A 12078-nucleotide genomic window follows, 5' to 3' on the forward strand; every position below is an offset into this window, starting at 1 on the left:
TTGGATTGCCTTCTTGCCTCATTCACCCAACCTACACGGGCTTATAAACCGTTGGCTTTTAGGCCGATGCGTTTACGTCTTACATCCACTTCTAACACTGTCACACTGACGACCTGACCAACCCTTATTAGATCCCGAGGGTCTTTTACAAACCTATCGGCCAGTTGAGATATGTGAATAAGCCCATCTTGATGCACTCCCAAATCCACAAAGGCACCAAATGCAGCCACGTTAGTGACGACACCTTCTAATGTCATACCTTCTTGCAGATCTTCAAGTATCTGTATGCTCTGATCAAAAGCCGCATAACGAAACTCAGGGCGGGGATCTCGGCCCGGTTTGGCAAGCTCATTTAAGATGTCTTTATAGGTGAAATCGCCTGCTTGCGCGAAGCTAGGGGCAAGCTGTTTAAGTTGCTGTAAAGCGCTACTGTTGTTTAATAACTCGTTTGCTTTTAACGCGAGATGATCAGCCATGTTTCGCACCAACGGATAAGACTCAGGGTGCACACCAGATTCATCGAGAGGCTCTTTACCATTGAGAATGCGTAGGAAACCTGCGCATTGCTCGAAGCATTTGTCGCCTATACCTTTGATTTTTCGTAGTTCCGCCCGGGACTCAATACGACCTTTTTGCTGTCTATAATCCACGATATTTTGCGCTATTCGATTCGTTAAGCCTGAAACATAAGAAAGCAAAGACACAGAAGCCAAGTTAATGTCCACGCCTACTCGGTTTACACAGTCCTCCACAACATTTCCTAACGTCTTACTAAGCTGAGTCGCTTTGACGTCATGCTGATATTGCCCAACGCCAATGGCTTGTGGGTCGATTTTAACAAGCTCAGCCAATGGGTCTTGGAAGCGTCGTGCAATAGAAATTGCCCCTCGAATGGTGACATCCAAATCAGGGAATTCTTGTATCGCAATGGAAGAGGCCGAATACACGGACGCACCCGCTTCACTAACCACAATCGCTCGACAATCTAGATCTGCCTGTGCGATCAGCTCTTTCATGAGTGTTTCTGTTTCACGAGACGCCGTTCCGTTACCTATGGCGACCCAGCCAATTTTGTACTGTTTAATAAGCTTGACTAATAATCCACAAGCTTCTTGCGTGCGATTTTGCGGCCCATGAGGATAAATAACACCATAATCTAACAAACTACCTTGTTCATCGATAACGGCTAGTTTTACACCATTTCGGAAACCAGGATCCACCCCTAGCACTCGAAAAGCGCCTGCTGGCGCAGCCATTAATAAATCCTGGAGGTTGTTTGCGAAAACTTGAATAGCGCCTTCTTCTGCTCTCTCTTTTAATTGTGCTAATACATCATTTTCTAGTTTGGCTAGGAGTTTATGTTCCCATATGATGTTTAAATAGCGCCATTGGACAACACTAAAGTTGTAGGATATTTGAGCATTCGAGTTCAATAATTGATTCAGGTGAGAAAAAGCGAGGCTTCTTGGATAACCTACCTCACCCATTAAATGAATGCTTAATTTTAATATAGTTTCTTTCTTTCCGCGAAGTAATGCTAAAACCCTATGATCTGGTACTTTTTTAACAGGCTCTTGATATTCAAAATAATCTCGGTATTTTTCGCCTTGCTCTTTCTTTCCTCGTAAAACTCGGCTACATAATTGTCCATTTTTTAAAAGCTCTATTCTACCTTGTTTTAAAACCTCACTATCAGTTGAAATCGCTTCGCTTAATATTTCAACAACACCTTCTAAAGCAGCTTCAGGCGTTATATTCACATTATGGTTACGTAACCATGCCTGCACCGCTGATGTGCTATCTGTATAATCTCCAGACCAAATAGCCAATGCCAAAGGTTGCAAACCTTTATCCTTAGCATCATCCGCTTTGCTTTTCCGAGCTTTCTTAAAAGGTGCGTATAAATCTTCTAATTCATTTTTTGTTTTCGCATTCCGAATTTTTTGTTTTATCTGTTCTGATGCCACAGATTCTTTTACTAATAAGCCAAGAATACTTTCCTTACGCTTATTTAATTCAACAAGATATTGCCATTTATCATAGAAAGAACGTAAATCCATATCACTCATGCCATCAGTGTTTTCTTTTCTGTATCTGGCGATGAAAGGAACCGTTGATCCTTCCTCAAACAATTGAATGATGTTGTCACTGTATTTCTTTGAAATGAAAAAATCGGCACTCAGTTCTTTTGATATAGCATCCATTAATCGTCCTATTGCTTACACTTTTATTGCATTTAAAACACATTTTTTTATTAGCATGTTGAGTTTTTTTTCATTAGAATAATTTAATGGAATTATGAAAAACCATAATGTCATGTAACATTATAAAATCATACTAAAATGCACTGCTAGTAATTTAAGTATCTCTCAAACTTAAGAGTTCATATTATAACCAAAAGACAGTATTTAATTTGTCTGAATTATAAGTTCTTGCCTGAGCCCTACTGTTTTATACAATCGGCTATAAAAAGTTTTAGGGTTGAATTTTAACACTTTTTTACTGAGCATAAGGAATTTCTTCGGTGCAGGGTAGTACCCATTTTAAAGATAACTAGGAGAAATCAATGAGTTTATTATTAGAGTTAGCTGGCAACAAAGCAAAAGCTCGAGCGGCCGCTAAAGAATTAACTATTCCACAACTTAAAAACCTAATTGAAGGCTTTACAAACGCGCTGGAAAAAGCGAAAGCAGAAGAAGCAGAACTTGCGGCGGAACAAGCAGCTAAATCAGCTCGTGCTGAAGAAATTGCAGAGCTAATCGCAAGCAGCGGTTTAACAATGGAAGAAGTAGCACTACTAAGTGTTCCAAAAGCAAAGAAAGCAGGCGCTACAAAAGGTAAAACTGTTGCACCTAAATACCGTCTTGTTGTTGGTGGCGAAACACACGAATGGACTGGGCGTGGCCGCACACCTAAAGTATTCCAAGAATACTTTAACGCAGGTAATAGCCGTAAAAGTGTTGAAATCAAATAATTCACAATTTTATTGTTCATATAAAAAATGGCGCATTTTAAATGCGCCATTTTTTATCTCTCGATCTATTCTTAATTCGGATTTTTTGTATAAATTAAATCCCAAACACCGTGCCCTAAACGCTCACCACGCTGCTCAAACTTTGTCAATGGTCGCCATTCCGGGCGAGGGTGATATTCTCCCTTCTCTGCTGCGTTTGTGTAATTAGCTTGTGCCTCCATGACTTCCATCATGTGCTCGGCATAAGGCTGCCAATCGGTTGCCATATGAAAACTGCCACCTTCTTTCAATACATTCGCCACTTGTTGAGCAAACAATGGCTGAACGATTCGACGCTTATTGTGCTTTTTCTTATGCCAAGGATCTGGAAAAAATAACTGAAAGCCGCTAGCCGTTTTTTCAGGTAAACATTTTGCCATTACTTCAATGGCATCATCACAATAAACTCGAAGATTAGTCACACCTTCTTCGGCGGCCAACATCATTAATTTGGCAACACCAGGAGGGTGCACTTCGATTCCGATAAAATCTTTCTCCGGGGCATTTTTCGCCATTTCGACCAAAGACGCCCCCATACCAAAGCCAACTTCGATCACCACATCAGATTCACGCCCAAAGACGTCTAGATAATCAACTCGACCACTTTCAAGCTCTAAACCATAGACGGCCCAATTCGCGTCATAGTTTTTTTGCTGCCCTTCTGTCATACGACCACCGCGCACAACAAAACTACGGATAGTACGTTTCTTAAAAGGTTCTTTTTCGGTCGTTTCTTGGATTTCTATTTTTTGCTCTGACATGTTTTTGTATCGCTTCGTTTGTTCTCTATTAATAAGCTAAGCAATTAACTGCTTATTAGGCCTAGTCGATGGTTGTTCATTTACATTGTTTAAATAATTGGCGCGCTATCCTACCTGAAAAACCGAATCCTGTCCTTCTTCTTTGCCTACATCACATTTACCATAAGAAGGTTAAACACCTTCTACGGCTTTTTATAACGCCATAGACTCCAGCCTAAGTAAAACCAAGCAATCAAATAGCCGGTTCCACCCAAAGGGGTGACAGCACCCAATATACGAAAATCGGTTAGCGACATGATGTATAAGCTTCCTGCGAATAAAATATTACCCACAAAGAAGAAGCGTAAAATTGTTTTGAGGGAAGGTAAATAATGTAGCAGAGAGGAAGCGATTAAACCTGCTAAGGCGTGATACATAAGATATTGGCTGCCTGTATGCCACCAGCCCAATGCGCTAGCATCCAAAGCATCTGCTAGAGCATGAGCGCCGAAAGCGCCTGCGGCGACAGAAATAGCGGCTTGGAAGGCAAATGCCGCAGACCATTTTGTATAAGAAGTAGCGGTATGTTTTTCTACAGACGAATAATCAGGCGCCGACATAGATTATTCCAAAACATTGAGATAGCCATTGCTGCCTATCGCGTAATATCGATTACCCAGAGCATAAGCAAGCGCCAAAACATTGGTGCCAGATGGTCGTTTTTTCGCAGCGTAAAGATCCCATTCTTTTTGCACAACACCCGTACTGGTCTGAATAAGTGACACTCGGCCATTGGCTTCACCCACTAAGATACTTCGATCCTTAGTTGAAAATACCGCTTGGCTAATTGTTACGTTACGGTACTTCAAAGAACCGGTATCAATGGTAGACAGCTCTACGCCGGTTAAAGTAGACCATATTTTGGCAGTCCCAAGATGCGCAGCGCCAAAAGCGTATTTTCCATCAGCTGATAATGCGACAGTGGAGATTTTATTCCCTAAATTCCATTGATGTTTCTGTTCGCCTGTTAAGATATCCCACAAAATCACATTGCCGTTGTCATCGCCAGTTAAAGCAAATGTCACATCAGGTGTTACATCCACGGCACGAACGGTCGAATTAGTTCTGAAAGTTTGTTTGATGCCACCTCTTTTAATATCAAAGAAGCGAGCTGTTTGGTCGTTTAAACCGAGTAAAGCGTAATCACCATTTTGAGTGAGCTTTACTGATTGAATATCGCCAGGTGTTGTCCAAAAGCCATCTAACTTTCCTGTTAGTGCGCTCCACAATACAAGGGTGCGCGCACTGCCTGTCGCAGCAAACTCACCACTTGGATCGATATCCACACTGGTTAATGTAGTATATTCGCCTGACGCATGATTCCAATTAAAGCTACGCTCGTTTCTGGCGTTTTTCCAATAGCTTCCACCATGTTGAATAGAACCGACAACTGAAGAAGATCCGTCATCGCTCAATGCGGCCGAGTGCAAACCTTGCACTGCATATTGCGCAGTACGCACAGGTGCTTCCACGGAACAAGACAATAACGTCACCGCAGAAGTAATTAGCAAGCCAAATTTAAGCGCTTTTTTCACTGTGCGCTTCATGCAATTCCTCAATCAATTGATCTTCATATTGGAACCTTTCTGCCATCACAAGCATTAATGCCTGCAACGAAAAAGGCAGAGCTTCTAACTGAGCATTACAGTGCTCTTTTGTGTCGTATTTGTCGTTGAATTCTATGGCAATTTCGGTAGTGCTTTCAATCTGTGGCAGTAGTTCACCTAATAAGATAACCGCGCTATCGTCATGAAATTCTTTTGCTTCTAATGCTAATTGCTCATAAACAGTAAAATGGCCAGCAGAAACATAGTCCACCAACATTTCACAGGCCGATTGAATTTTTGGTGTATCCGTCGGGGTAAGGTCGCCACGTTCCCGTATATAAACCAGGGATTCGATTAGCTGGCGGCGCTGCTCTAACCAACGGTCAATGATGTCATGTACACCACCCCATCTTTCTTGTGCTGTTTTACAACCTTCTAGCATTATACAAACTCCCATTAGAGTTAGGCGATAATTGTTATTGAATACCTAGTTCAAGCATATTCCGTTAACTTATCACCTGCAAGGCAATCACCTATGAGGATTTGTAACCGTTCTTTTTGAAACGTTATTCCGAGGCATCGCCCTTAATACTATCGAAATATATGTTTTCGTTTCTTAGAACGTAAAGCAATAATCACATTAATAATGGCCATAAAAACAAACACAACCAATGTCCAACCAGGAATACTCAGCCCTAAAAAAGTCCAGACTACATCGCCACATTCCCCTGTCCCCATAATCATAGCTTGCATAATTTCCTGCCATGGAAAAACTTCAAACATGTAACTCAACCCTGGCAAACAAGCAGGAAGTTGATCCGCTGGAATATTCTGTAAATACAAGTGACGTACCGCCAAAGCAGCGCCAGATAAAGATAAGATCACCACTATCCAAGCAATAAAGCGACGAACACCTAGAGAGCCAGTTAAAGCAGATAGTAGAGACACCACGCCGATGCAGAAAAGCACAATGCGCTGAAGCATACATAACGGGCAAGGCTCTAGCCCCATTTGATACTCCATATAAAACGCCACAACAAGCAATGCAAAAGAAGCCACAGCAACAAGTCCATGGAAACGACGAGCAGTTAACAAAGAGAACATATTTAAAAATTCCTAAACGAAATAAGTTAAATGTAAAGCACGATCAATTAACAGATATATAAGAAAGTACAAATTCCTACTGACAGCAGGCTTTAATGGCAGTTAGTATACTGTTTATTGGAATAAATATGAGAGTCTAACATGTCATTGATGGTACCTTTACGCAATAAGCTATTGCTGTTTTTTTTATTCTTATTTAGCAGCCTAATGAATTCCCATGTTTTTGCAGAAGATGTTGATCCTGCATCAACCGCTTATATTGAGCTAACACCAAGTTTCATTGTCAATAATATAAGCGATGGCTCTAAGCTAACTTATATCAAAACCAACATCAGCCTTAGAACCAGCGAGGCACAACGAGCTTTAATCGAGGCGAATATGCCATTAGTACAAGACGCTTTGGTGATGTTTTTAAGCTCTCGCACCAATGCACAAGTAACAGGCGCTATCGCAAGAGAAGCAACTAGAGCCGCGGGTGCAGTTGCCGTCAATGAAGCGCTACAAGCAGAAACAGGGACTTCACCCATTCAAGACATTTTATTTTCGAGCTTTGTCACCCAATAAAGTTCACCAAGCACCAACAAAAACGCCCTCTGCAAGAGGGCGTTTTTGTTGGAAACTCTATAACCTAGAGTTCAACCATATCATCAGGACTCACGTAGCCAGAGAGTTTATCTGTCGCTTCGTTATTGAAGAACTTCTCCATTTGCTCCATCACATACTTTCGAGATTCTGGCAGCATCAGGTTTAGCTGCTTTTCATTAATCATCATAGTTTGCAGAAGCTGCCATTCTTGCCATGCCTGTTTAGAGACAGTTTGAAGAATCTCTTGGCCTTTAGCTCCTGGCAAAGGAGCACACTCTAATGCTTCCATGTCTTTCTGGTATTTCTTACAAAAAACAGTATTCGACATAATAAAGGTCGTTCTCAATTCAAAAAGGATGTTGTCATAATGGCGCCAATGTAACAGAAATCAAGCCCCAACACTCCCGACAAATATAAATGCAACAATCAGCCAGAAAATGGATGGCTTTTTATACTTTAGCCAAGCAACCCCCGCCACCACCAATATAAGATCCAAAACACTTAGCAGACTCGAGGTACCAATAGGATGATATAAAGCTGCCAACAATATACCTACAACCGCCGCATTCAAGCTGCCGACAATGGAACGAAAACGTGCATTATTAGAAAGCTTTTGCCAAAGACTTTGCGCGCCCAACATAAGCAATAGGCCTGATAAAAAAACACCCAAAGTCGCGACACCTGCCCACACCCAAAGATTCTCTCCTGCTGGCATCGCCGACGCGCCAAGGAAACTCGCCATAGTAAACATAGGACCAGGCACAGCTTGTGCCGCTGCATAACCCAATAACAAGTTGGATTCAGAAACGCTCTCCGATACAAAAGCCGACAACATTGGCAAGACAACATGACCACCGCCAAATACCAAGGCACCAGCTTGGTAAAAATTAGCAAACAAGCCACTCAGCCCATCGGTTAACAAGAAGCTCGCTCCAAATAAAACAAGTGCGATAAGCAAATACACACCAGAGCTTCGCACTTTAGGTAAGGTTTCATTGTTTTTTGACTCAGTACTTGGAAGCATAAGGCCAACGCCTGCCACCAGACATAAAACAATCAAGCTAGACGTACCAAAGGGACTAAGCACAATAAAAAATGCACTGAAAAGCGCAATACAAGCCGTGGTTTTACTTTTACAAAACGAGCGCCACATACCAAAACAAGCATCAGCAACAACGACGACGGCTAGAAGTTTCAACCCATGAACCACACCATCAAACCACACGCTCCCTTGCCAAGCCTCACCAAACATGGCTAGCAAAACCATGAAGACAAACGACGGCAAGGTAAAACCAACAAACGCCGCTAAGCCACCAATAATCCCTGCTCTATGATACCCAATGGCAAAACCAACCTGACTCGACCCAGGCCCTGGGACAATTTGGCTTAATGCAACCCACTGAGCGTATTGGGACTCTGTTGCCCACTTTTTCAGTTTGATGAATTCTTGATTAAAATAGCCTAAATGCGCAGCAGGGCCGCCAAAGCTAGTAAAGCCTAAAAGGAAGAAAGCCACAAAGACTTCACCAAGACGTTTTAAATAAGAAAGTGCACTGCTCTGCAACATGTTTTTTCCAGCTCACGCGATTCATTTAGTTTATGAGTTGATACTTTCTAAGATACTCCGAACAGGGGCTGGCAAGCCGAGCGTCAAAGCATCTTGCGGACCAAACCATTGATATTTCTCAACTTCCATCACAACACTAAGAGCATCGATTGCGATATAGCTTGGAGAGATATCCAAATGGTAGTGACTAAAAGTATGTCGAAAAGATGACAAGGGTGTGACAGTTTGTACCTGCGTAGCAAATCTTTGTTCAACATGCATCACAATGGAATCATCCGAGGCCAGCTCAGGTAAACTCCATAACCCTCCCCAAATACCAGTTTGCGGGCGTTTTTCTAATAACAACTGACCTTGAGGATTCACCAACACCAAAAGCTGAATACTCTTCTCTGGTTTGGCGGCTTTTTTCGGTTTTCGAATAGGGAATTGAGTTGGGTCTGGTGTACGACGAGCTTGGCAATCGCTTTCTAATGGACAAATCAAACACTGAGGTTTTGAACGAGTACAAAGTGTCGCGCCCAAATCCATTATGGCTTGAGTATAATCACCACAACGCTCACTTGGCATATAATATTCCGCTAAATCCCAAAGTGCGCTTTCGGTTTTTTTCTCACCCGGCCAAGTCGGTACAGCATGAAAACGACCTAATACTCGCTTCACATTACCGTCCAAGATGGCAGCTTGAACACCTCGAGAGATAGACAAAATAGCAGCTGCCGTAGAGCGCCCTATCCCAGGCAATTCACACACACCTTCTACGGTTTGAGGAAATTCGCAGTCAAATTCGTCCACCAACATTTTTGCCGCTTTGTGCATGTTTCTGGCTCTGGCGTAATAACCCAGTCCGCTCCAGTGAGCCAACACGTCATCTTGCTCTGCATTGGCTAACGCTTCGGCACAGGGAAACGATGTCATGAACTTGTGGTAATACGGGATCACTGTCGTCACTTGTGTTTGCTGCAACATGATTTCAGAGATCCATACTCGATAAGGGGTTTTGTTCTCTTGCCAAGGCAAGCTCTTACGCCCATGTTCGTCAAACCATGCTAAAACACGGGGCGCAAAATTCTCTACTGGCTGCATGTATGTCTCGCATTTACCACCTGCTGATTCTGAATAATTAAAACAGGTCTTTTAGTTTATTTTTCAACTTTTCTTTCAGAGCCTCTTCTTCCGCTTCTTTCTTGGCTTCTAGTTCAGCTTTAAAACGCGCTTTCTCTGTGGCTACCTTTGCTTCCAGCTCAGCCTTCAACTTAGCTTTTTCTGCTTCAAGTCTTGCTTTCTCGGCAGCCACTTTGGCTTCCAATTCAGCTTTTAACTTGGCTTTCTCTTCCTCTGCTTTTAACTTCAATTCAGCCGACGCCAGATCCAAGAACAAATTACCAAAACCTTTTAGATCCGGGCGACATAAGCTAGCTGGGTCATCACTGAATTGCCCTCGACAGATAATAGGAAAGGTCAATTCCGCAACTTTCTCATTCACCTGGCAAGCATCATCCAAAGTACTGCCAGGGAAACCTACGTTAGTTTGGTAGTTTAAAGAAGAGTCCGTTAAAGAAATAACACCGTCACCTGTCACTTCTATGCCCACTGAGCGAATTTTCAGACCAGGCGTAGACACTTGGCCATTCACGATATGAGCAGGAAAAGTCATGGCTTCAAAAGGTGTATCTTCACCAAATTTCGAACCATCTAGCACGTCTTTTCGAACAGAAGCAATGCCTTCACAAACGGACTTGGTCAGATTGGTTCCAATTAGTGCTCCGTCTTTAATCTCAACCAATAAATCGCCTTGCAATGATGCCATCAGGTCATCAATACGGTTCCCTTGCATCATAAGATCACCGTTTAAATAGGTCGCACCCGCAACTTTATCCATATCCATGAAGTCAATTAACAATGGCTGAATTTGAATAGCATCAATCGAGGGCACAAGCGTAATGACCGGCGTACTGCCCTGAACATTAAGGTTCGCCGTTGTTGAAAAAGTCCCTTCATATAACAAAGCCTCCAATGGGACTACTTTTACAATGCCATTCGATTGAGTAGAATCCAATTCAATTCGGTCGACTTTTAGCTTCTTCACGGTCAGATCGTCAAACACAAAACCTACATGGCCATTTAATTGGCGAATAAGCTCAACAGGAATCAAATCACTTGCTTCGCTTTCAATCGCTTGTTCTGTATTTGCTGGCGCCTCTTCACTTTCCTCTTCAACAGGTGCTGGCAAATAACGATCAAGGTCTAAATTCGCGCCAGCAATACGTAAATCCCAATATAGTGGAGATAAGTCTAGTGCAGCATTGGCTTCTATTTTTGTTTCGTCCAATTGAAGGGACATAGGTTTCACAACTAGGCTATCTAAGCTTCCTTCTACCGACATATTCAGTTGTGCGCTGGTAAGAGCGGTATCGTCAGACATTTCAGGCAATTCAACATTGAGAGCCGATATGACGTCTCTCGGATTGAACTCTCCTACAGAAAAACTCGCCGTAAATTGTGGGTCGCTTAATACTTGATAGGCTTCTAACTTAGCATCTACATTGACACCCAAAGTACTTAACGTCATGCCCTCTAATAGGACGTTTTCCTGCGGCAAGTCAAAATCAATTCGAATGGCATTTAGCTTGGCTTCTAACGGGCTGGCTGGTAATAAATCACTTTCCATTTTTGCCGACAAGGCCAAAGCATCTACAGAAAAGGCTTCACGCTCCGGGAAAACAGATAAGTTGGCGCTTAATTGTACGTTTGCCTTGATTGGAGAATTGCCCTGTAGATCACTTTGCGTCAATGCCACATCCATCGCCATTGGCCAAGCTTTGTCCCACCGAACATCGTTGATTTGTACATTTAACGTTGCGTTAACTAATTGATTCGTTTGTTCATCTCGATATTGAAGCTGCGCATTTTCAATGCGTAATTCGTCCAGTTGTATTTCAGGAATAATAAAAGATTTCGCTTCGGTAGCATCACCTCCCACGATCGTTGCAAGGCTTGTCGCCCCGTCTTCAGATGTTGTTTGAGCCGTTTCAGTGCTGCTTTCTGGAATATCGAGTTCCCAGTTACCTTGACCGTTCTTGTCTTTATTTAAGCTAGCTTTTAAGTTCACAAGGTTGACCTTGTTCACTTCAATTTTTTGCTGAAACAAAGGTTTGATGGCTAAACCAAACTCAGCACGGTCGAACTGTAGAATTTCCGCATCCGAGCCTAACGCGACACCAATGTCTTCCAACTCAAGTCCCAGCCAAGGAAAAAACGACCAACTGATGTCGCCATCCAAACGTAGATTAACATTCGCTTTTTCTAGGGCTACAGTTTTCAGTTCGTCTTTAAAATTATTTGGATTGACAAATAAAATCACTGACGCCAATAACAGTGTCACAAGAACCAATAGGCCACCGATCAAAATGGATAAACGCTTAAGCCAAACCATGTAAAACTCCTTATAAAAACATTGCCCTG

General features: G+C 42.5%; 12 protein-coding genes. 2 read left to right on the plus strand and 10 right to left on the minus strand.

Features of this window, described 5'->3' with window-relative positions; translation table 11 throughout:
- Positions 1 to 41: 41 nt before the first annotated feature.
- Positions 42 to 2204 carry a Tex family protein gene (locus tag ABFY09_RS09260; RefSeq protein WP_347984026.1) on the minus strand — a complete coding sequence of 721 codons (2163 nt, stop codon included), beginning with the start codon at positions 2202 to 2204 and terminating at the stop codon, positions 42 to 44.
- 362 nt (positions 2205 to 2566) lie between these two features.
- Between ABFY09_RS09260 and ABFY09_RS09265 the strand changes: the two genes are divergently transcribed.
- Positions 2567 to 2974 (plus strand): H-NS histone family protein, encoded by a 408-nt coding sequence (locus tag ABFY09_RS09265; RefSeq protein ID WP_347984027.1) that lies wholly within the window; start codon positions 2567 to 2569, stop codon positions 2972 to 2974.
- A gap of 71 nt (positions 2975 to 3045) precedes the next feature.
- Here ABFY09_RS09265 and trmB read toward each other — a convergent pair whose 3' ends face one another.
- From trmB to ABFY09_RS09290, 5 genes are all read right to left on the minus strand, one after another.
- The gene (trmB, locus tag ABFY09_RS09270) at positions 3046 to 3774 is read right to left on the minus strand and encodes a tRNA (guanosine(46)-N7)-methyltransferase TrmB (RefSeq protein WP_347984028.1); all 729 of its coding nucleotides are present in this window, start codon (positions 3772 to 3774) and stop codon (positions 3046 to 3048) included.
- 182 nt (positions 3775 to 3956) lie between these two features.
- A complete protein-coding gene (locus ABFY09_RS09275; protein ID WP_347984029.1) occupies positions 3957 to 4373 on the minus strand; it encodes a DUF423 domain-containing protein in 417 nt (138 codons plus the stop codon).
- A gap of 3 nt (positions 4374 to 4376) precedes the next feature.
- On the minus strand, positions 4377 to 5360 hold the full coding sequence (locus ABFY09_RS09280) for a hypothetical protein (RefSeq protein WP_347984030.1): 984 nt from the start codon (positions 5358 to 5360) through the stop codon (positions 4377 to 4379).
- Positions 5332 to 5802, minus strand: coding sequence for a sigma D regulator (rsd, locus tag ABFY09_RS09285; protein WP_347984031.1), 471 nt, complete (start codon positions 5800 to 5802; stop codon positions 5332 to 5334). The genes ABFY09_RS09280 and rsd overlap by 29 nt, the downstream gene beginning before the upstream one ends.
- Before the next feature lie 149 nt (positions 5803 to 5951).
- Positions 5952 to 6464, minus strand: coding sequence for a disulfide bond formation protein B (locus ABFY09_RS09290; protein ID WP_347984032.1), 513 nt, complete (start codon positions 6462 to 6464; stop codon positions 5952 to 5954).
- 141 nt (positions 6465 to 6605) lie between these two features.
- Here ABFY09_RS09290 and ABFY09_RS09295 point away from each other — a divergent pair, with 141 nt between their 5' ends.
- Complete coding sequence (locus ABFY09_RS09295) at positions 6606 to 7028, plus strand: flagellar basal body-associated FliL family protein (protein WP_347984033.1); 423 nt, start codon at positions 6606 to 6608, stop codon at positions 7026 to 7028.
- A 64-nt stretch (positions 7029 to 7092) separates the two neighbouring features.
- Here the strand turns inward: ABFY09_RS09295 and ABFY09_RS09300 are convergent, their stop codons facing one another.
- The 4 genes from ABFY09_RS09300 to ABFY09_RS09315 are packed head-to-tail and all read right to left on the minus strand — an operon-like array spanning position 7093 to position 12049.
- Positions 7093 to 7377 (minus strand): oxidative damage protection protein, encoded by a 285-nt coding sequence (locus ABFY09_RS09300; protein ID WP_347984034.1) that lies wholly within the window; start codon positions 7375 to 7377, stop codon positions 7093 to 7095.
- Between the two features lie 60 nt (positions 7378 to 7437).
- A complete protein-coding gene (gene chrA / locus ABFY09_RS09305) occupies positions 7438 to 8616 on the minus strand; it encodes a chromate efflux transporter (protein ID WP_347984035.1) in 1179 nt (392 codons plus the stop codon).
- Positions 8617 to 8646: 30 nt separating this feature from the next.
- Entirely contained in the window at positions 8647 to 9699 is a 1053-nt protein-coding gene (mutY, locus tag ABFY09_RS09310; protein WP_347984036.1) for an A/G-specific adenine glycosylase, read from the minus strand.
- A 37-nt stretch (positions 9700 to 9736) separates the two neighbouring features.
- The gene (locus tag ABFY09_RS09315) at positions 9737 to 12049 is read right to left on the minus strand and encodes an AsmA family protein (RefSeq protein ID WP_347984037.1); all 2313 of its coding nucleotides are present in this window, start codon (positions 12047 to 12049) and stop codon (positions 9737 to 9739) included.
- Between the last annotated feature and the right edge of the window lie 29 nt (positions 12050 to 12078).

The sequence above is a fragment of the Marinomonas sp. 5E14-1 genome, from assembly GCF_039939215.1.
Lineage (GTDB): Bacteria > Pseudomonadota > Gammaproteobacteria > Pseudomonadales > Marinomonadaceae > Marinomonas.

Coding starts and splice junctions, on each gene's coding strand:
- chrA (WP_347984035.1), bottom strand. CDS start 8,616: ATGTTGCAGAGCAGTGCACTTTCTTATTTAAAACGTCTTGGTGAAGTC.
- trmB (WP_347984028.1), bottom strand. CDS start 3,774: ATGTCAGAGCAAAAAATAGAAATCCAAGAAACGACCGAAAAAGAACCT.
- ABFY09_RS09275 (WP_347984029.1), bottom strand. CDS start 4,373: ATGTCGGCGCCTGATTATTCGTCTGTAGAAAAACATACCGCTACTTCT.
- ABFY09_RS09295 (WP_347984033.1), top strand. CDS start 6,606: ATGTCATTGATGGTACCTTTACGCAATAAGCTATTGCTGTTTTTTTTA.
- ABFY09_RS09260 (WP_347984026.1), bottom strand. CDS start 2,204: ATGGATGCTATATCAAAAGAACTGAGTGCCGATTTTTTCATTTCAAAG.
- ABFY09_RS09290 (WP_347984032.1), bottom strand. CDS start 6,464: ATGTTCTCTTTGTTAACTGCTCGTCGTTTCCATGGACTTGTTGCTGTG.
- mutY (WP_347984036.1), bottom strand. CDS start 9,699: ATGCAGCCAGTAGAGAATTTTGCGCCCCGTGTTTTAGCATGGTTTGAC.
- ABFY09_RS09315 (WP_347984037.1), bottom strand. CDS start 12,049: ATGGTTTGGCTTAAGCGTTTATCCATTTTGATCGGTGGCCTATTGGTT.
- rsd (WP_347984031.1), bottom strand. CDS start 5,802: ATGCTAGAAGGTTGTAAAACAGCACAAGAAAGATGGGGTGGTGTACAT.
- ABFY09_RS09280 (WP_347984030.1), bottom strand. CDS start 5,360: ATGAAGCGCACAGTGAAAAAAGCGCTTAAATTTGGCTTGCTAATTACT.
- ABFY09_RS09300 (WP_347984034.1), bottom strand. CDS start 7,377: ATGTCGAATACTGTTTTTTGTAAGAAATACCAGAAAGACATGGAAGCA.
- ABFY09_RS09265 (WP_347984027.1), top strand. CDS start 2,567: ATGAGTTTATTATTAGAGTTAGCTGGCAACAAAGCAAAAGCTCGAGCG.